Annotated in this window: 13 protein-coding genes and 2 CRISPR repeat arrays; of the genes, 2 read left to right on the top strand and 11 right to left on the bottom strand. The window is 52.2% G+C overall.

The window, feature by feature from the left end:
• Positions 1-29 precede the first annotated feature (29 nt).
• Positions 30-1,678: direct repeats of the CRISPR family, unit length 30 nt; unit sequence GTTTCAATCCCTTAAAGGCAGTCTAACAAC.
• Positions 1,679-1,835: 157 nt separating this feature from the next.
• Both istA and istB read left to right on the top strand, forming a co-directional pair.
• Positions 1,836-3,080, top strand: a complete 1,245-nt coding sequence (istA, locus tag ASH01S_RS15245; RefSeq protein ID WP_067929307.1) for an IS21 family transposase — start codon at positions 1,836-1,838, stop codon at positions 3,078-3,080.
• On the top strand, positions 3,077-3,865 hold the full coding sequence (gene istB, locus ASH01S_RS15240; RefSeq protein ID WP_067929306.1) for an IS21-like element helper ATPase IstB: 789 nt from the start codon (positions 3,077-3,079) through the stop codon (positions 3,863-3,865). The genes istA and istB overlap by 4 nt, the downstream gene beginning before the upstream one ends.
• A gap of 139 nt (positions 3,866-4,004) precedes the next feature.
• Positions 4,005-7,388: a CRISPR direct-repeat array (repeat unit 30 nt; unit sequence GTTTCAATCCCTTAAAGGCAGTCTAACAAC).
• Between the two features lie 212 nt (positions 7,389-7,600).
• On the opposite strand, the gene cas2 is transcribed toward istB, so the two are convergent.
• From cas2 to ASH01S_RS15185, 11 genes are all read right to left on the bottom strand, one after another.
• Positions 7,601-7,864, bottom strand: a complete 264-nt coding sequence (gene cas2 / locus ASH01S_RS15235) for a CRISPR-associated endonuclease Cas2 (protein ID WP_067929305.1) — start codon at positions 7,862-7,864, stop codon at positions 7,601-7,603.
• Positions 7,865-7,883: 19 nt separating this feature from the next.
• Positions 7,884-8,879, bottom strand: a complete 996-nt coding sequence (gene cas1b / locus ASH01S_RS15230; RefSeq protein WP_067929304.1) for a type I-B CRISPR-associated endonuclease Cas1b — start codon at positions 8,877-8,879, stop codon at positions 7,884-7,886.
• Positions 8,880-8,918: 39 nt separating this feature from the next.
• A complete protein-coding gene (cas4, locus tag ASH01S_RS15225) occupies positions 8,919-9,431 on the bottom strand; it encodes a CRISPR-associated protein Cas4 (RefSeq protein ID WP_245629110.1) in 513 nt (170 codons plus the stop codon).
• A 13-nt stretch (positions 9,432-9,444) separates the two neighbouring features.
• A complete protein-coding gene (locus tag ASH01S_RS15220; RefSeq protein WP_083517239.1) occupies positions 9,445-11,937 on the bottom strand; it encodes a CRISPR-associated helicase/endonuclease Cas3 in 2,493 nt (830 codons plus the stop codon).
• Positions 11,934-12,695, bottom strand: a complete 762-nt coding sequence (cas5, locus tag ASH01S_RS15215) for a CRISPR-associated protein Cas5 (RefSeq protein WP_281178234.1) — start codon at positions 12,693-12,695, stop codon at positions 11,934-11,936. Before cas5 ends, ASH01S_RS15220 begins: the two co-directional genes overlap by 4 nt.
• Positions 12,696-12,724: 29 nt before the next feature.
• A complete protein-coding gene (gene cas7b, locus ASH01S_RS15210) occupies positions 12,725-13,675 on the bottom strand; it encodes a type I-B CRISPR-associated protein Cas7/Csh2 (RefSeq protein WP_067929301.1) in 951 nt (316 codons plus the stop codon).
• A 33-nt stretch (positions 13,676-13,708) separates the two neighbouring features.
• A complete protein-coding gene (gene cas8b, locus ASH01S_RS15205; RefSeq protein ID WP_281178233.1) occupies positions 13,709-15,724 on the bottom strand; it encodes a type I-B CRISPR-associated protein Cas8b/Csh1 in 2,016 nt (671 codons plus the stop codon).
• Between the two features lie 16 nt (positions 15,725-15,740).
• Positions 15,741-16,496: a CRISPR-associated endoribonuclease Cas6 gene (gene cas6, locus ASH01S_RS15200; RefSeq protein ID WP_067929299.1), complete on the bottom strand. Its 756-nt coding sequence runs from the start codon at positions 16,494-16,496 to the stop codon at positions 15,741-15,743.
• Between the two features lie 435 nt (positions 16,497-16,931).
• Positions 16,932-17,813, bottom strand: a complete 882-nt coding sequence (locus ASH01S_RS15195; protein WP_067929298.1) for an energy-coupling factor transporter transmembrane component T family protein — start codon at positions 17,811-17,813, stop codon at positions 16,932-16,934.
• On the bottom strand, positions 17,800-19,548 hold the full coding sequence (locus ASH01S_RS15190; protein WP_067929297.1) for an ABC transporter ATP-binding protein: 1,749 nt from the start codon (positions 19,546-19,548) through the stop codon (positions 17,800-17,802). Before ASH01S_RS15190 ends, ASH01S_RS15195 begins: the two co-directional genes overlap by 14 nt.
• Positions 19,535-20,111: ECF-type riboflavin transporter substrate-binding protein (locus ASH01S_RS15185; protein WP_067929296.1), on the bottom strand; the 577-nt coding region annotated here is incomplete at its 5' end. The genes ASH01S_RS15185 and ASH01S_RS15190, both read right to left, overlap by 14 nt.

Raw genomic sequence — 20,111 nt, 5'->3', positions numbered from 1 at the left:
CCGTGGCTACAGACCCGAATACGTTGGCAGTTTCAATCCCTTAAAGGCAGTCTAACAACTCATACATCGCCAAGTTCTCTCCGGCGACTTCTTTACGTTTCAATCCCTTAAAGGCAGTCTAACAACTGCTTGTCACCTCGACGTTGTACCAGCCATGGCGAGGTTTCAATCCCTTAAAGGCAGTCTAACAACAACTATATGAGACTGGCAGGCTGTCTCTGAATACGCTGTTTCAATCCCTTAAAGGCAGTCTAACAACCTGGTTCGATGGCTACTCCCGTTGTGCCATATCGAGCAGGTTTCAATCCCTTAAAGGCAGTCTAACAACCGTGTCGGATCCATGATTTCATCTCCTCAGTTTGTGTTTCAATCCCTTAAAGGCAGTCTAACAACCCCCGACCTCCTTCCTACAGAAGAATTTCCACTTCAGCGTTTCAATCCCTTAAAGGCAGTCTAACAACGAGTGTGACGGTTTGCGTCAGGATACTGCCGTAGCCGTGTTTCAATCCCTTAAAGGCAGTCTAACAACGTCTTTCGTCCCGAATCGTTCGCCGCGATACGTTTTGGGTTTCAATCCCTTAAAGGCAGTCTAACAACTGCAGGTTTGGCGGGAGCTCGTTGAGATGGGTTACTACGGTTTCAATCCCTTAAAGGCAGTCTAACAACTTTGATATCGTTTCCAAACTGGCCGCAGAGTTCGATGGGTTTCAATCCCTTAAAGGCAGTCTAACAACGGCCGATGCACCCCGAATGGGTTAGGAGCCTGCGGGATGTTTCAATCCCTTAAAGGCAGTCTAACAACGGAGGATGACATCGAGGACCCGGGCAATTGGGTCAAGGGTTTCAATCCCTTAAAGGCAGTCTAACAACGTGAAAAAGAAGAGGGATTAGAAGAGTTGTTTAGGAGCTTGTTTCAATCCCTTAAAGGCAGTCTAACAACCCGTGATCTGGGTTAGTTGGACATGTTGGTAATACCATGTTTCAATCCCTTAAAGGCAGTCTAACAACGCTGGACAGGCGGTTGTATCGGCTGTGGCACATGTAGTTTCAATCCCTTAAAGGCAGTCTAACAACGCGTGTATCGTCCGTCCCCGGTTTGAATGCCACCCCCAAGTTTCAATCCCTTAAAGGCAGTCTAACAACATCTTCCATCCACGCTGCTCCAGCTCGTGCATGATGGGTTTCAATCCCTTAAAGGCAGTCTAACAACGCGGAAAGATGGTGATGCCGGTATGGATGAAGGGTAGTTTCAATCCCTTAAAGGCAGTCTAACAACGATCGTCCTTTCGCCGGGACATGGACGAGAATCGCGAGTTTCAATCCCTTAAAGGCAGTCTAACAACTCAGCCTCGTTGTTTAAGGATTTGATGATTGCGAATCAGGTTTCAATCCCTTAAAGGCAGTCTAACAACCGTAACAGACGTACAGACAAATGGCTACTTGTCTCCTGTTTCAATCCCTTAAAGGCAGTCTAACAACGCAGTGCTGACGGAGCTTCATGAACTCTACCAGCGGTTTCAATCCCTTAAAGGCAGTCTAACAACCCGCTTGACCAAGCGCCGGAGCTGGCCCTTGAGTTGGAGTTTCAATCCCTTAAAGGCAGTCTAACAACCCATGATCACGACACTGGACAGCCTGGAGCGCCAGCGTTTCAATCCCTTAAAGGCAGTCTAACAACGATTTACATGTGTCAAAATCGGATGTAAAATCCCCAAAAACAGCGCATTGTGATTCCCCAAAAACAGCGGACTAAATTCCCCAAAATCATCGAGATGAATTCCCCACCCTGTGTCGAAAATCAGGCACCGTTCACCATTTGGTGGGAGGTGCCAGACATGAGGGAGAGTGAGAAATTGGAAATTAGAAAGCTGTATGAGGAGGGCGTAAGCATTTCGGAGCTCTCCCGAAGATTTGGACATGACCGCAAAACGATTCGCAAGGCGATCCGTGAGCAAGAACAGGAGCAAACGGATGTGGAGAAACGCAATCGAAGCAAGAAGGTCAAGGGTTACAAGCTGGAGCCTTTCAAGTCCTACATCGAGCAGCGCATGCGTATCGGTGTCTTGAACGCCGAGAGAATCTTCCGAGAGATCCGGGAGCAGGGTTATACCGGCGGAATCACCGTCCTGCGCGAATTCATGCATCCCCTTCGCCCGGTTGTCTCTGCCAAGGCAACCGTGCGGTTTGAAACGGCTCCAGGTGAGCAAGCCCAAATTGACCTGGGTGCGTTTTCTTACTTTGACACGCAGGGGAATCGGCGTACAGTATGGTGCTTCGCCATGGTACTCGCCTACTCCCGCATGCTCTACTTGGAGTTTATCAAAGCAGCAGACCAGTTGCATATTTTGCGGGCTCTGCGAAATGCGTTGGAGTTCTTTGGTGGCGTCCCGCAAACCATTCTCAGCGACAATTGCTCGCCTCTTGTCGTGTCCAATGACGGACGTGGACAGGTTGACTGGCAGCCGGCATATGTGGACTTTGCGAAGTATTACGGGTTTGTGCCCAAGGCCTGCAAACCATACCGGAGCCGGACCAAGGGGAAGATTGAACGGCCGATTGGCTACATTCGGCAGAGTTTTTGGCCGGTCTCGTTCGTGGATCTCGACGACTTGAACCGGCAGGCCGCCGTGTGGCGCGATACCGTCGCAAACGTACGGATTCACGGCACCACTCGAGAGCAACCGCAGGTGCGTTTTCAGTCGGAGACTCTGCAGCCCCTGCCAACCAATCGCTACATATTAGCGCAAACCGGCCTGCGTAAGGTTCTCAACGACTGCCGTATCTCCTGGAATGCCAACTTGTACTCGGTGCCGTGGCAGTATGTGGGACAGTCGGTCCTTGTGCGCGAGTTTGAGACTGGTCACCTGCAGGTGGAGTACGGCGGCCAGGTGATTGCAGAACATCTCGTGCTTCCAGGCAAGCATCTGGTATCCACGAATCCCGAGCATGTTAAGGGGATTCCGTACGGAACACCTGGAGACAAGCGCGACAAAGTGCCGGGGTTTCAGATTGGGCCGGACGTTGAACAGCGAGAGCTGGCGGTCTACGAGGAAATTGCATTGGGAGGTCGAGTGCAGTGACGGACGCGCTGATCCTTGCCAAGGCGGAAGAGTCGTTGCTGGAATTAGGGCTCAAACGAGCGGCTGCGCTATTGCCTGCAAGCGTGGAGTGGGCGGTCAGCCGACAGGCCACATACGCCGAATTTCTTAACCGTCTGTTGGACGCAGAGCTGGAGGAGCGGTACAACCGCTACCTCCAAACGCGCCTGCGCCTAGCGCACTTTCCCTATCACAAGACGCTCGCAGACTTTGATTTCTCGTTTCAGCCGTCGATTGACGAGCGGCAAATTCGGGAATTGGCTACGCTGACGTTTGTCGAGGAGTGCAGTAACGTCATTCTGCTCGGACCACCTGGAGTAGGCAAGACGCATCTGGCGGTGGCGCTTGGGATGGAAGCCGTCAAGCAACGAATGAGCGTCTACTTTGTGACGATGCAGAAGCTTGTCGCAGACTTGCGAAGGGCGTATCACGAGGGACGATTGGACAAGCGTCTGCGCATCTACACACAGCCAAAACTCTTGATTTGCGACGAGGTCGGTTACCTGCCGCTCGACGCCCTGGACGCGGCGAATTTCTTCCGCCTTGTGTCCGAACGGTATGAGCATGGTTCGATGATCATTACATCCAACACTAGCTTCACGAACTGGGGCACCCTATTTGGGGACCAGGTGCTGGCTTCGGCGCTGCTGGATCGGTTACTCCACCATGCAACCACGATTAACATCCGTGGTCACAGTTACCGGATGAAGGACAAGCTCAAGGCAGGGGTGACGCATGCCCTTAAAGAGGAGGTGATGACTGACTAGCCGAACGTGTGTTTGGGGAATCTTGCGCGATGATTTTGGGGAAATGCAACCCGATGTTTTTGGGGAATCCGCCGCGATTTTTTTGGGGAATTTCAAACCGCTGTTGACACATGCCGCGAAATGCCATGATGATGGTCCAGTTTCAATCCCTTAAAGGCAGTCTAACAACCGTCTGCTTGTCCGGCTTGCCCTTTGCGACGTCGTCGTTTCAATCCCTTAAAGGCAGTCTAACAACCACGCTGTATCAGGCGCAGCCGGAGCAGATTCTTGGGTTTCAATCCCTTAAAGGCAGTCTAACAACGAGCCAAAATGGAACGGCTGGCGTTTACTCTTGCAGTTTCAATCCCTTAAAGGCAGTCTAACAACTTTATCGATGCTGGCATGTATGCTTACCCCCTACCCTGTTTCAATCCCTTAAAGGCAGTCTAACAACCTGGGCGTACTTGGCGTACAGTTCGCCCTTCTTGGTGAAGTTTCAATCCCTTAAAGGCAGTCTAACAACGTTGACTTTGTACTTACCGGCTCTTGCATTGCTTTCGGTTTCAATCCCTTAAAGGCAGTCTAACAACCGCAGGACACTGCTCGATCTAGCGCACCGCTACCATCAGTTTCAATCCCTTAAAGGCAGTCTAACAACCTTCAAGCGTGAGCTGGACGCTCTTGGCGACGGCATGTTTCAATCCCTTAAAGGCAGTCTAACAACGAGCTTCTCCAGTTTATCTGCGGTCTCCCGGCTGACGTTTCAATCCCTTAAAGGCAGTCTAACAACCGAATCTGGTAGACTCGCTTGCCGCCGAGCAGGTTGACGTTTCAATCCCTTAAAGGCAGTCTAACAACCGAACGGAAAAAGCGCCTGGCCGACATTGTGGAACCTAGTTTCAATCCCTTAAAGGCAGTCTAACAACGCGTGTCCTACTTCAGCGGGCTCATCAAGCAGGCCTTGTTTCAATCCCTTAAAGGCAGTCTAACAACATTGTTGCGCCTGTTTAGGTGGTACGTAGTCGAAATGTTTCAATCCCTTAAAGGCAGTCTAACAACCTCCCTTGTCGTCGTGTTCGCGTTCAATGCGACGGAGTTTCAATCCCTTAAAGGCAGTCTAACAACAAGGGTATGAGGCTTCGGATCCGCCCTTGGAATTTCACGTTTCAATCCCTTAAAGGCAGTCTAACAACGGGCGAGGAGGCGCAGGGGGCATGACCGAGCAGGAATTAGTTTCAATCCCTTAAAGGCAGTCTAACAACCTCTTGCGGAATCGAAGTCCCATACCCTATCCCCCGTTTCAATCCCTTAAAGGCAGTCTAACAACCAGGTATGCCAATCGCATCCGATGGCCTTCGCTGTCCAGGTTTCAATCCCTTAAAGGCAGTCTAACAACTCACCTGCCCGCTCTATCGACCGCACGAGAGCTGGTGTTTCAATCCCTTAAAGGCAGTCTAACAACACAACCCCGAGTTGGCGCAAAGACTGGTCCATTACGTTTCAATCCCTTAAAGGCAGTCTAACAACCACCCGCATTGGCTAGGAACCCCTTCGCTCCGTCGAGTTTCAATCCCTTAAAGGCAGTCTAACAACGTGCGGGTGCTGTTACCCCTGTATAGCCATGTCGATGTCGTTTCAATCCCTTAAAGGCAGTCTAACAACCATTGATACAGGTGATCTGTGGTATCAGGTCATCGGGAGGTTTCAATCCCTTAAAGGCAGTCTAACAACTTTTGCCGATGGGTATCTATACGAAGGAAGGATCGACGTGTTTCAATCCCTTAAAGGCAGTCTAACAACACAGTCTAGCCGTGAAGTAGCGTTGGTCTAGCTCGAGTTTCAATCCCTTAAAGGCAGTCTAACAACCCTTCCACCCTACCACCCTACACCTACAGAGATAGAGTTTCAATCCCTTAAAGGCAGTCTAACAACGCCGTGTATCGCCAACAGGGCACGATGGAGACCGCGGGGTTTCAATCCCTTAAAGGCAGTCTAACAACGGATATTTTCGTGTCGCTTGGCATCAATATGGACGATTTGTTTCAATCCCTTAAAGGCAGTCTAACAACGGCATCCAAACACCGGTATGCCGGAAAAGAGCGCGTAGTTTCAATCCCTTAAAGGCAGTCTAACAACATACTGCAGACGTTTACCGTTCGCATCGTATCCACCTTGTTTCAATCCCTTAAAGGCAGTCTAACAACGTTCCAGGCTGCGGCTGCGAAACTTGGGGGCTTCGGGTTTCAATCCCTTAAAGGCAGTCTAACAACCGAGCCGCTTGCAACCTATCCGTCCGCCTGACCAATCGGTTTCAATCCCTTAAAGGCAGTCTAACAACGCTGACGCAGCGGGTTTTTGACGAAAGGCTCCGTCAGTTTCAATCCCTTAAAGGCAGTCTAACAACTTCCGGATGGCACCGTCCTGTGCAATCAGGGTCTGAGTCTGTTTCAATCCCTTAAAGGCAGTCTAACAACGAGGCTCAGGCACCTCCGACGGACGCGGCTATCGCGGCGTTTCAATCCCTTAAAGGCAGTCTAACAACGACTTGACAGGGCCGGACACCATCTACGAGGTCTACCCGTTTCAATCCCTTAAAGGCAGTCTAACAACCGAATACCGAGGCCGCGTGTTGAGTGAGAAAGAGATGTTTCAATCCCTTAAAGGCAGTCTAACAACCGCATGGCCCGCGCAGAGTCGGAGATTGCTGCCCTCGTTTCAATCCCTTAAAGGCAGTCTAACAACTGAAGATGACGTACGAAGAGCGCCAAGAACTGCAGGTTTCAATCCCTTAAAGGCAGTCTAACAACGATGCTTGGCGCGCTCTATTTTGTCCGACATCCGGAGTTTCAATCCCTTAAAGGCAGTCTAACAACTGGCCGAAGCAGCGCAGTCGCAGGTTGCGGCAAAGGGTTTCAATCCCTTAAAGGCAGTCTAACAACGTATCGTCGTCACAATCGTTCACTAGGTAACATGCCTGTTTCAATCCCTTAAAGGCAGTCTAACAACTTCACCAGATGAACGAAAGTTGTTGGAGACAGTTCGGTTTCAATCCCTTAAAGGCAGTCTAACAACTGATGGGTGGTGACGTTGAAGTGGACAAGTTGACACGGTTTCAATCCCTTAAAGGCAGTCTAACAACCCTCGCGCCGTAGACATGGTGGTGCAAAAGCTCCACCGGTTTCAATCCCTTAAAGGCAGTCTAACAACTACCAGCCATCAGCTTGCAGTGCGAATGCAACGCGCGTTTCAATCCCTTAAAGGCAGTCTAACAACGTGCGCTCATGTTTGCACCGCCTCTTCCGCAATTGGCTCGTTTCAATCCCTTAAAGGCAGTCTAACAACGGTTTGTGGGAGTCGAACTCAAGCAGTCCTACTACAGGGTTTCAATCCCTTAAAGGCAGTCTAACAACCTTGACCAAGCGCCGGAGCTGGCCCTTGAGTTGGAGTTTCAATCCCTTAAAGGCAGTCTAACAACTAACGGCGAAGGGACACTAGTTGTTAGTGACGACACATTGTTTCAATCCCTTAAAGGCAGTCTAACAACCCATTTTTTCCGCATAGGTGTCCTCAAGTCAAACGGCTGGTAAATTGTAAGAAGCGGTTACTGCTAGGTCCATGATACCGAAAAACCCTTGCTGTAACAACGAATGTGATTGTTCCCGCGCTGTCGTCGATCTTTCGGGATTTTGACGCGACCGCAGATCGACGACGGCCAAGCGATGGCTGACGTAGATGTATGGGCCGTATTTCCGTATTTCAAAGAAAGCGGTCCTCTCCGCCCTTCTGGACGCCCATGCTCTCACGGCTCGTGTAACGTGTCGAGCGGAATATATAAAATAGAACCGAATCATCCTCCGGTGAGATAATAGCGGCTAACTTTCGCTTGAGCTCTTCAAACCCCGCTTTTGTAATTTCACCCTCTAGAACTGAATTTTGAACCCAATAAAGGTAACGACGGCACGTTTTTAAGACCTTCGATACTCTTTTCACATTCACGTCATACACAACGATAACAAACACCTTACACCCTCCCCACATATTACCATCGAGCAACAAAAGGAACATACGCTTTTTCCCCAAGGAGATGCTTCTCCAATTTATAGAGTTCCATACGAATCAACCGTCGATAGGATACCGGTCTCCCCAATTCACGTGGTTGTATAGTTTGCTGTAAACGCTCGTCCCATTGCTTAATAAAGATAGCGCGCCCAGTGTCATTGAGAAGAACTCCTCCTGATCCCTTTACAAAGTGAGAGGGTTTCAACATTCCCTTTCCCACTAGAGTGAAGATGATCCTGTCGACGAGTATTGGCTTGAATATCTCAGCCACGTCCAGGTTAAGAGTAAAACGCCTGAAATTGGTAGCATGCAAGTAGCCAATGCGCGCGTCAAGGTGCGTTTTATAGATCTCACTGAGCACCGTCGTATATAGCATGGAATTTCCGAAACTGATCAAGGCGTTTAGCGGATTCTTCGGAGGACGCTTCGTTCTCCCCTCGAATCGAAAACCTTTGTCTTGAAGAATCGCATCAAACGCTCCGTAATATGCCTCGCGAATATTTCCTTCAATTGCCATCAACTGAGTGACATCCTCGTATTCATCAATAGCAGACAGTAGGGATTCAATCCGTTCAATTGGCCCCGCTACGTCTCGTTCACGACTTTGGTAGTACTTTAAAACCCTACGGATATTTTGTGCGGAACCTTGAATAAACCGGCGAGCTATCTCCGCCCGTAATTTTACATTGAGATAGTGGCTGGCCTGGCGAAGTATCATGTCGCCCGACACGATATGCTCTCGAGGATATATGGTACCCGCATAGTAACCATGATGGTTGAAATAGTGAACCAAAGCTTCGTTTTGGGATAGAAAATTCAGTACTTTAGAATTAAATATTACTTCGCCGAAGAGGAATATATCCCGGACTGTTGTAACTGGGATGAACTTCTTTCCCTCTTCGGTCTCGAAAAATAAGGTGTTGTCCTTTCTTTTCAACTCGCCATTGGAGAAAATGTATACGCTCTTCTCAACCATAGGTCCTCCTCCATATTCTGCTGCACAGGAACACTGAAGCTATGCCCAACAAAACTCGGCATAAGCGCACTGCCGGCATACAGGAATTCGTGTTGGCGCCGGTGGAGATCCTTGAGCGAGTAACTCCCGAATATGGGACAAAGTACGCACAATTTCTGCCTTCTCAGATTCGCCCAATGTAACGCGAATGACTCTCTTCTCCTCTGGAAAGTGCAACTCACCTACCGCCTCTATCCCTTCCTCGTGGAGCTGATACAGATAATAGAGCAACTGCATTCGCGCCGAATGTTCATGCCGAGAACTTTTCTTTACCTCATAAACAACCAATTGTCCATCGCGTCTTACCAACCGATCCATTTTTCCGCTGCCCAAATCGGCCTCTTGCGTGGCTCTGGGAAACGACTGTTCATGGATCATGCGCCCCAAGCGAATGTTGTCGTCATCCTCGTTGGGCGTAAGCTGGCGTGACATCAACCAAGCTTCGCGAGGACAGACATGAAAATACCAGACCAATGTGCCGGTTACAGGTATATCTTTGATCATTCCGTCCATCGTGCCCCCTCCGTTACAACATAAGTTGGATATCTTCCGGATGATAGGCCAGCCCTGTCACCGGGTGGTAATACTCGTGCCCATTCCCCACGCCAGGCAGGTACCACAACCCTCCATCTCCAGTTGGCTGTGCACCTAATGACATGGCACGCTTCGCGCGCACGGAAAGAATGTAGCCATGAAACTCTGCCTTCCGTCGCAAATACGTTTCCTGACGCCGACGAAAATCCAGCTCGTGTACAACGTCTGTCTGGTACCACGTCCATAACTCTGCGGCTGACTCGTCACATTCTACGAAAAGATTTACATACGACGGATACTCGGTGATTAAATGAAAGTCACAAACCGCCAACCCGTCACCTTCTTTTCCTGGGGAGAAGTCAAGATTGGCGGCCGAGCGCCAGATCTGCTCCGAGTCTCCCTTGGATATGGTGTCAGCCAGCGTCTCAAAATAATTTGTCACGAGCCGGGGTAACGCAGATTCCGGTATCACACCTGCCCCAGAGCCACCCAAATGTTTGTCCAACGTTCGAAGTGTAGCTTCCGACTTAAAGGCCTTGTAGACCACTTCCATCGAACTGCGCGCTCCAGACTCGCGCAGGAGCTGAAATACGCGCACCTCCCCCCTGTCGGATGAAGCGTTGTTGCGATTACACCGGCCTGCCGCCTGCACTATGGAATCGATCGGTGCCAATTCTCGGTATACCACGTCTACGTCCAGATCGACCCCCGCTTCGACAACCTGCGTAGCTACAACGAGAACGGGATGTCCGGCTCTACTTGCAGCGACGATCTCCTCAACACGCTTCCTGCGTATAGCCGGCACCACGTTCCCAGACAAGTAGCTTAAATGTTCCACAGTGCCTCGTAATTGCTGCTCAAGCCGCTGAAACACCTCTATCGACGTATGAATCGTGTTGAAGATGAGCAAGTATGACTGATCACGCCGGAATCTCTGCAGAAAATCGTCTATAAACTGGTCTAGGGATACGGGTGAGAGATCCACGTACAGATCAACCCGATCCAATTGTTCAAATAAATCCTGCACTTCCTGAGGCTCCCCAGCCAATTCGACGGCTCCGGAGACCAATAGTCGGGGCTGGGTCGCCGTCATCAGGATGACCTTCATCCGCAATTCTTTCACAGCGGTAGTCAACAAATTGCCAATTAGGGGCCAGTATTCGGCAGGTAAACTCTGCACCTCATCCAGGATCAAAATCGAATTAGCCAAACGATGCAAACGTTTCAAGGCACGATTTCGATAACCCAACAACGTATCAAACAGTTGCACAAACGTGGTTACAACACATTCACTATCCCATCCTTCCTGCAGCATCAAGGCATCTTCGACCGGCAGCTCAACGCCATCGCGTTGAGCCTTGACAGGGGCCAAGTGGTGATGCATCATCACATATTGATGTTCATTGCCGCTGAAGGCATCCAGACTGCTCAGGACGCTTCTGAGTACCTCATAATTTTGATCGATAATGCTCGTAAATGGCATTGCATAGATGACGCGCGGGACCCCTTGTCCTGTGGCTTGACCGTGATTTCTCAGGTACATCGCTGCTGCGAGGGCAGACAGGGTTTTCCCGCTCCCAGTCGGGGCAGTCAGTGTGAACAACCCGTTTTCGCAAAAATCTCTTGCGCGCTGGCGAACCCTCTCGTACAGCCCCCGTCGCACAGTGGCCATGCCATGAACCCCTCTAAATCTCTTTGCGACATAGTCATCCACAATGGTGGCAGGTATATCCACACGTGTGGAAGTGACAATGTGTGCGGCATCGCGCTTGTCTCCATCAATCAACGCCGAGAAGCATCGAAGCAACCGCAAGAACACGGGGTGGCCCTTCATGTCAGCCGTACGACGATACGAACGCGCATCCTTGACCAACCGACTAAATGTCTTCCACCAGCCATCTTCAACAAATTCCTGCACATGTGGAACGAAACCCTCGGGCAGCAGATTAGGCAATCCATAAGCTGCCCTGCCTAACTCGGCAGCGACATCGCTCATATGCGTCGCCAGATCGCGCACTTGGTGGGACGCTTTGAACAGCGGATCGGAGAGTTGGTTTGTTATCTCAAACGGATCCGCTGCACGCATGCATTGCCTGCCAATGTCTACGTCGAGATTGGCCAGGTCTCCATGATGATGCTTAATCACCAGATAGATGAGCAGCGGGTCCCACTCATGCAGCCACTGATAAGTGTCCAGAACCCTATACGCCTCAAACGCACCGTATAATGCCGATATGAATGAGTGTTGCTGAAAACCCTTGGGGTGAACATGGCCGGTGACAAGATAGGTTTGAAAGTAAGACGTAAACTTGCCAAAGTCGTGGCACAAACCCGATAGAGCTCCAAATCTCTGCAGACTCGCATCACGGTCGGCCAATGCTGCGGCTGCAGCATTGGCCACCGCTTGTAGGTGGTCGGATAGACGAGTCCGGCGAGAGATCCGTCCATCGGCTTCACACCAGACGTGAGAATCGTAATCCCTCACCTTAAAGACTCACCGTCCTCAGCAAAGGCTATGACTTCCGAATGGCCGTCTGTAAAATGCAATCGCCAAGCTGGGGAGCGCAATCGCAAAGGCATGGGATTCCCAGAACGTTCCAGAATAAATTCCCGGCTCCAACCGTGAGTGCGATGTGGTCCGAAGCTGTATGGCATCAGGTCCTTGACCGCTTCAACAGGCTCTCCCATGTTATCGTCAAAACCGGAGGCCCAGCCTGCCACATCATCCAAAAGGCAAGGGGTGACGACATCGATATCCGTTCCCGCGGGAATAAGTTGCAGGCGCTCAGCGGTAACGAGTTCCACCCAGTGCAAGGACGCAAGCATGGAAGCCGTCCCCAGAGCAACTGGATAGACCGGTTTATGTTCGGCTATCCGTTCCACCAGCTCGCTCATGACGGCTGAGTCCCTATGGGAGAAATATATTCTGTACGTTAGGACGCCCTCCCCCGTTTGCGGTATGACCAGTTCCGTGGGCACCTGGGTATGGCCATTGGACCCCGACAAATCTGATGGAGATTTCACAAACAAGTTGTTTATCGTTTGCATGACGGTACGCACAGGCGTACGCAGGGACACAGTCAACCAAGAGTTTCTTGGTCCGAGCTGCTCATAATAGGAATCCCGCTCCAGCCCCAATATAGCGGCTACAATGCCGCTAAGCGTCGTTCGCGGAGGCACCAAGTACGTGAGAGAAGAGGAATTCGTATGAACCTTGCGGAAATGGGCCATTCTCCCGCTCATTTCAAAGACCACAATGCCATCGGGAATGGTCATGAGCCCGTCACTCTCGCACCGCTTTCAACTGCAATCACCTTTCCAGGAACGAGTTGTTCCATCACTGTAGCCAGAGGCGCCGCTTTTTCTTTATACAGGACTGAGAAATCAGGGTGCTGCCAAAGATGAACAGCTGCAATGCGTTCCTGATAAGCGAGAACGCGTTCCACAAGCCGGTCAACGTGCAGCCGGACATCCCCTGTTTCGCGCAAATTCTCCTTCTCCTCCAGATCGAGAAGTTCACGCCAATCGCCCAGGATAGTCCGGTCATCCGTGTACTCCACACGAAGATAAAGCCGCGGGTACTGTCCGATCTTGCTGCGGGTGGTCTGCAATGGAATGGCCTCCACCAAAGCTTGATCCAACCAGGCTAGATCCTCCGGTTGCAAACGCGTGAGTTCTGCGCGTTTCCCGCTGACGACACCGGCAAACGCCAGTAAGGAATAGTAGACCCGATAATCTTTGCCAAATGTGCCCTGACTTTTTTCCTCCTGCGAGCTGAACCGGGAGCTGATGGTATAGGAATTCACCAGGTCGACATGGTTTAACGAATACCCCCACGTAAACTGCACAGGTCCCGTGACCTGAATGGAAGAACCAGAACCTGCTGACTCACCCTTGATGGGCATGGTCGCCCCGAACAAACGAATGTCAATCAACCTGTCCAAAATCACAGGCAGGTCGGCGACGGTCGGTTTCTTGTTGCCACCCATGACACTCTGCAACCGCTTGTCTGCTGTCACAACCTCGCCTTGTTTTGGTTGCGCAACATACAATTCGTGCCCCATGTCCTGAAGATAATCCCGGATGTACCGTTTGAGGCGCACGTCGCTCACCAGGTTGCGCCTCGCCTGATAGTCCATGCGAGGACGATTTTCATCGTCCGGATCGCCGTTGGGATTCGCCAATTGCGCGTCGTACAAAAACAGCAGTTCACTGTTGTTCATTTCGGTGTCCTCCTTAGTATTTTGTACAATGGATTATGATTCTGAATTCCCGACCAAGCTTTCTGGCGTCTGTGTATTCTGCCTCCGGTGAGAAAGAATCTGCTTGCGTCGGTAGGCAAAGCCGGTGAGAATGTAGAATACAGCTTCCTCATCGGTCAGCCTGTACTCAGCCTTCCAGCGTGGCGGATTGGTCTCCAGGGCTTGGGCAAAAGCAAAGTGCATGCGGAACAACGCTTCGGATTCGGTTGACCACTGGAATAATTTGTATTGCTGGAAAGCTTCCTCAATCTTTCCAACCAAGCGAATCACGTCAGCCGCACTCATACCCCGATAATTGATCTTCTCCAACACTGGCATGGTCTTGAGATTGTTGTTCCATTGCGCGGTGGCCACGCTGCATACAGCCGCTCCCAACCAAAACAGAGCCTCCTGAGAGGCACGATACCCAACCTGCCTGAGGAAAGCGTCTGCATCCAAATGAGTGTCTCGCTGCACATCTTTCTCCTCCCTATGAAACGGAGATCCCATGAGCTGCTTCAGGTCTTGCAACATCGACAGAACCATATTCGCCAACAGAACGTCATCGCTCAGACGAGATAATTCAAATCCAGCCTGCGGCACCATGACATTCGTGGAGGCGTAACGGCCAAAACGATGAATCTGTATCAATTTGCAGAAGGACTCCATCAGGGTTCGGTACGATATCGCTTGTCCCGTCAGCAACGCGTCAAACAGTTGCAGCACGCGCCGGTACTCTTCACTCCGATTCGTCCGCGTGACAGGAATGAGACGGTACAGTGCTGTGAAATCAGGCGTCCAGCGGATGCGTTCCTGGTTCGTGCCACGAGGGCCAAACAGGTCCTCACCTAGTCGCTCATACCGTCGAAAGGCGCGACGCAACTCCTGGAACCGAGTTCGCGGGACGTCCCGAACTAGGTTATACAGGCGCAGCTCCGCGTTGTTCCATACATGAAGCAACAAGTTGACTACATAACCGAGGTACCCGTATTCTTCCTGATCCGCTTGTATCTCGTCCTCCAGGTCAGCGATGCCCGCGAAGTTCACAACGGATTGGACCTGATGACGAACGAGCCTGGTCCATGCCCGGGGGTCTATCTCGGATGAACTTGGACCTAGAATCTCAGGAATGACGTAGAAACGCAGGTGACCTATTTGTGTTCTCATGTGGCCGTGCACAAACGCCTCCGCGGCCAGGAGAGCCTTGTAACACGTGGAGCAGACAACCAAATTCCGGTTGAACCTCTCCCTCCGCACGCCGCTGGCGAATGAAATCTTGTCCGTGTTGTAGTACTTGAATTTCATGCGCGTAAAATTGGCTGTGACCAGGTCCTCTGCCCCGCATGCTGAACATATGCCTGGCGAAGCTTCCTCCTTGAAGATATTAAGAATTCTGTCATGTACCACTAGCTCGCGGTAATCCGGATGATCTACAATTCGTTTCCCATCGATGCATAATGACCACAGCACGACGCGGTTGCTGCTGATATTGGCCGCTTGCATAACCCGTTTTTCTATATCCGGGATAAACGTTTTCCCGCGAATCGTTTCCTCCGGGTTCGTTTGCCGGGAGTCCACCACTTCTTTCCATTCATCCGGGTGCAGGAAACCAAGCGCAACGAGATCGAGCACATAACGATAGCGTTTCTCTACGCTCCGTTGTGGCCCTAAATCTACCATCCAATGCGCTTGGATATCTGAAAGTGTAGTTTTCAACGACGAACCGTCGGGAAGCATCTCTTGTAAGTTCACCATTGTCTGCGATAGAATATATTGGAGGGATTTTGTCGTAGCAGTCCATTGCGGGCTGTTTGGACCTGCCGCGTTCCCAACCCAGAGCAATTCCTCGGCAAGGCGCTCCCTGTCACTTTCCCGACACTCAACTTTTTGGAACTCCAACTGCGGACGGTGAGTATCGATATTGACCCAAACGATGTACGGGTCTTTTCCCTGTACTGACGGCATGGGCTGCACCAATGTCAGGAGAAGATCGTCCTCACCACGGACCAACATGCTTCCCAAGCGCACCATAGCATCGAGCATTGGCTCACCTCCCTCGGGAAAAGATGTCAATCATGCCAAATCCACCTGAGTTCTTCATCCCGACCCCCGCATTCCAAGCCAATTCCAACATTTTCCTTGTTCCTCGCAGTCGGAAATCACCGTCCCATCCGTGAACTGGTGTGTCTTGGTAGAGGATGATTCGCTCCTTGAGGCTGTTTTCGTCTACCGGGATCATCTCAAACTGAGCATCATCGTCGGTGATGTCCATCCCCAATGCTGTAGCCTTCAAAATTAGATTCTTGCGAAGCAATGACGTGAACTCAGGGGTGCCCGGACGATAGTAGTGTGTAAACTTGCGTCCGTCGGGTTGTTTCACGGTCCTATACACAGTGATAGGCGACAGCAGACGAATCTGGGATTGCGTTGTGGTTCCGGTATAGGTCTCGAGCCTGACAGCCCCCACTTGTACCTCCATCCCTCCCAACAACACATGCTTTGCTTTGAGAAGAGACATGGAAAAATCGTAGATGAGCTCGTCTAACGCGCTGGCCACCGTCCAACGGACTGGCCCGTGAAAGGTGATGGTTTTTGATTTACGGTCCATCACGTACGGTCCTTCCAAGCGCGAAAACGTAAAGAGTTTTACCGGCTTGCCTTTCACCCTTCGCAAGCCTTGGTCGTGTAACACAGTCCGATATGGCGTGTTCAGGTAGCTGTACCACACGCCCGCCAACAAGTGGTTGTATTGAAGAGGCAGGCGCAGGGGTGTCTTGCTGATAAACTCGAGCGAGATCCGCATCCATTCACCTCCATTCAGAAGAAACTGATATAGGAATTATAGCATCATTATACTTCTATATTGAAATCTGAATAAAACTTTCTAGATATAGGTGTCTGAAAAGAGAAATCAAAACACACTCGTGACAACGATGGAGTCTATTTACGGAAATTGTCTTCCCTTGAGCTTAGCAGGCTGTATGATACAATCGCCCTCTTCACGAGAGTCGGTTGTCTCCGTATCCCCTGCTGCTTCCCGACAATTCCTGTCTGCCTGGACAAAACCAAGAGTAAATCCCCAGGGTGACAGATCACGTCACGGAACAAAAGTTCGCCTATGAATTTCGCCGCCTACTTGAGAGCGACATCACCTGTGGCCGCAGCCACGAATAACGCGCATAAAAAGCAAAAAAAGAAGCTGCCCTTTCACTTCGGGCAGCGGGGCACAACCCACCAGTCAAGTGCCGCCTTTCCCTAAAACGCGATGGACCACCCTTGGTAGGGTCCCTTCGCCCCACGGAGCCCAGAACGAGGAAAACACCGTCCACTTCAAATAAATGGATATTCCCAAAACCGCCAAGGAGGCCAGACAAACCATATAATCCAGCCTGCTGAACTGGGTGGCGCTGTACCAGGTGCGCGTCTTGCTCCGCCCAAACCCCCGCAGCTCCATAGCGTCCGTCACGGTTTGAACCCTATCCAGGCTGGAGAACACGAGCGGGACGACGATGGCCGCCATTCCCTTGGCTTTCTTCCATATCCCCAGGCGATTTCCGGTCAGGTCAAGTCCGCGAACCTGTTGTCCATACGCAATATGTTGGAATTCGCGCTGCACGGTGGGCAGGTAGCGAAGGGCTATGTTGAGGGCGTAGGCGATTTTATACGGGAGCCCGAGTCGGTGCAGACTGCTGGCAAGACGCCCAGGATGTGTGGTCAATACAAACAGGATGGCCATGGGAAAGATGGCCGCGTACTTGATCATGAGCATCAGGCTGTACACGAGCATCTCTCGGGTCACCCGCACGGGCCCAACGGAAAGCAGCACGTGCTGGACGGGAAAGTAACGCCCAGCGTATCCAGGAGTCAACACGTTCGTAAGCACGGCCGTCAGCAAAACAAACCCAAACAGCGTGAAAACCATCGTCCGGATCTGCGAAAACGGGATGCCTGACGAGGATATCAGCCCTATGCCCACCAGCAGAAAAACGGCCAACACCCGCATGTCGATGAAAAGAAAGATCGAGGCGGTCCAGGCGCCTAAGAGGACGATTTTCGTACGTCCATCCAATCGGTGCAGGAATGATTGCCCAGGGTGGTACTGGAGACTAAGCAGTTTCACCTGATGCCTCCTCCCGTTCGATAAATCGCCGAATGAGGCTCTCCGCCTCGTCAGCCATGCCCAATCGCTCGGCGAGCCGATACAGGCTTGTCACCTGCAGTCCCGCCTCCATGAGCAAGGATTGATCGCTGAAGACCTTGGAGACGGGCCCGTCCCCCCGCAGGCGCCCGTGGGCAAGTACCAAAGCCCGGTCCGTGTATTCCAAAGCCAACTGCATGTCATGGGTCACCACCAGCATGGCGATGCCTGCCTTGGCAAGCCTGGAGATGAAGTTCATGATCTCTCGCGCGTGCCGATAGTCCTGGCCGGCCGTTGGCTCGTCCAATATCAACATGCTGGGGCGCAGGGCCAACGCAGCGGCAATTGTAAGCCGTTTCTTTTGGCCGAAACTCAACGCGTGGATGGGCCAATGTCGATAGCCCGCCAGGTCGCAGATGCGAAGTGCCTCCTCCACCCGCTGCACGACCTCGGCCTCCGCCAGCCCCCAATTGCGCGGGCCAAACGCCACCTCGTCAAACACCTTGTCCTGGGACAGCATGTGATGCGGGTTTTGCATCACGTACCCAATCGCCCGCCCGTGCTCGGTCACCGACCAACCATCCGTCTTCTTGCCGTGGATACGGACGCTTCCGTGCCGCGGTTTCAAGATCCCCAAAAGCAAGTGGCACAGAGTCGACTTTCCCGCCCCGTTGTGCCCCAGCAAGGACACGCGTTCACCCGGATAGACGGAAAACGAAACGTTGTCCAGTGCAGCATGACCACCCGGGTACGCGAAGCCCAGGTCGCGAACCTCTACCACCGGCGGCTTTGGCGAAGGGACGGGGGCTCCCCGATTCAGGTCTTCCTCTTTCCGGGGGTGCGTGGCCCATTGAACGGCGCGCTGGACCGTGCCGTCCCTAGGCACCTGGTTGACGGTGACAGGCACCGATTCCGCGTCATACGTGGCCCCCATGCGCTCAAGCGCCTCCAGGTACAGGGGGAGGCGAATTCCCGCTTTTTCCAGCCGTCCTGAAACCAGCATCTCCGCGACGCTCAAGTCCGCCTGGATGCGTCCGTCGTCGATGAGGATGATCCTGTCCATATCCATCGCCAGGACATCCTCCAGACGGTGTTCGATGATTACCACAGTCTTGCCCGACCGCCTGTTCAATTCGTCGATGAGCAGCATCATCTGCCGGCCACTCTCCGGATCGAGATTCGCAAGCGGTTCATCAAACAGGAGGATGTCCGGCAGCATCGCCAGCACGCCCGCCAAGGCCGTTTTCTGTTTCTGCCCGCCGGACAAATGGTGCGGGCTCTGCTCTCGATGAGGCCACATTCGCACGACATCCAGCGCCTCCTGCACGCGCTTTTTCATCTCGTGCAACGGCATGGCTTGGTTCTCCAAGGCAAATGCAACATCCTCGGCGACGGTCAGGCCGACAAACTGGCTCTCCGGATCCTGCAGGACGGTGCCCACGCAATCGGCGATCTCACTGATGCGGGCCCGCGATGTGTCCTTGCCTGCAACGCGAATTGTCCCCGAAAGGCGGCCGCGAAAGCTGTGCGGAATCAACCCGTTGATGCATCGGGCCAAAGTGGACTTGCCCGATCCGCTCGGCCCGACGATGAGTACGCGTTGACCCGCCCGAATCTCCAGGCTGACGTCCCGTAAGCTCGGGTCCGCCAGGCCAGCGTACGTGAACGTGACACCGTGAAGTGAGATGACGGGTTGCTGACGGTCACGAAGCGCCAACTTGCAGATTCTCCCCGGTCTTTCTCCGCCTTGACACCGCCGCAAGCAAGGCCAGGCCCAAGGTGACCACCCACGCCGAATTGACGAGCGCAGGAATCAGCGCCCACGACACCACCGCGGTCAGAAACGGCGTGCCGGTCGCCCAGTCAATCAAGGACGGCAGGACAAGTCCCACAATATTCCCGGCAATGTTGAGCACGGCAATCAGGATGTAATGCTTTCCTTTGACCAGGCCGCGGTCTAAGTCGAAGTCGCTGAAAAGGTAAATGAGTCCGGCAATCAGACCGATGATGCCATTGCCAATTTCCCAGTGCGGATAGATCTGGCCCGCCAGCAGGTCGGTGAGAAACGACCCAATGGCCCCCGCGAAGAAGCCGACCAGGGGTCCATACCACGCAGCCAGGAGTGTGAGGATGACAATAGCCGGCCGCAAACTATTTCCAGATACTGGAATGAAATTCGTGGCGTAAGACAACAGTCCGTATAACACCGCTCCAATCCCTATCACAACCACGCGCTTGGTACTGATGCGCCATGCAGACTCCTTTGTGGACAATGAGATT

It is taken from the genome of Alicyclobacillus shizuokensis NBRC 103103 (assembly GCF_001552255.1).
In the GTDB taxonomy this organism is placed as follows: domain Bacteria; phylum Bacillota; class Bacilli; order Alicyclobacillales; family Alicyclobacillaceae; genus Alicyclobacillus_G; species Alicyclobacillus_G shizuokensis.
The sequence above is the reverse complement of the archived record's forward strand: the minus strand, read 5'-3'. Positions and strand labels throughout refer to the sequence as shown.

Bases quoted from the DNA above. Each gene is read 5' to 3' on its own strand.
- cas6 (WP_067929299.1), bottom strand. From the start codon at position 16,496: ATGCGGATCTCGCTCGAGTTTATCAGCAAGACACCCCTGCGCCTGCCT.
- cas5 (WP_281178234.1), bottom strand. From the start codon at position 12,695: ATGAGCGGGAGAATGGCCCATTTCCGCAAGGTTCATACGAATTCCTCT.
- istA (WP_067929307.1), top strand. From the start codon at position 1,836: ATGAGGGAGAGTGAGAAATTGGAAATTAGAAAGCTGTATGAGGAGGGC.
- cas1b (WP_067929304.1), bottom strand. From the start codon at position 8,879: ATGGTTGAGAAGAGCGTATACATTTTCTCCAATGGCGAGTTGAAAAGA.
- cas7b (WP_067929301.1), bottom strand. From the start codon at position 13,675: ATGAACAACAGTGAACTGCTGTTTTTGTACGACGCGCAATTGGCGAAT.
- cas8b (WP_281178233.1), bottom strand. From the start codon at position 15,724: ATGGTGCGCTTGGGAAGCATGTTGGTCCGTGGTGAGGACGATCTTCTC.
- cas4 (WP_245629110.1), bottom strand. From the start codon at position 9,431: ATGGACGGAATGATCAAAGATATACCTGTAACCGGCACATTGGTCTGG.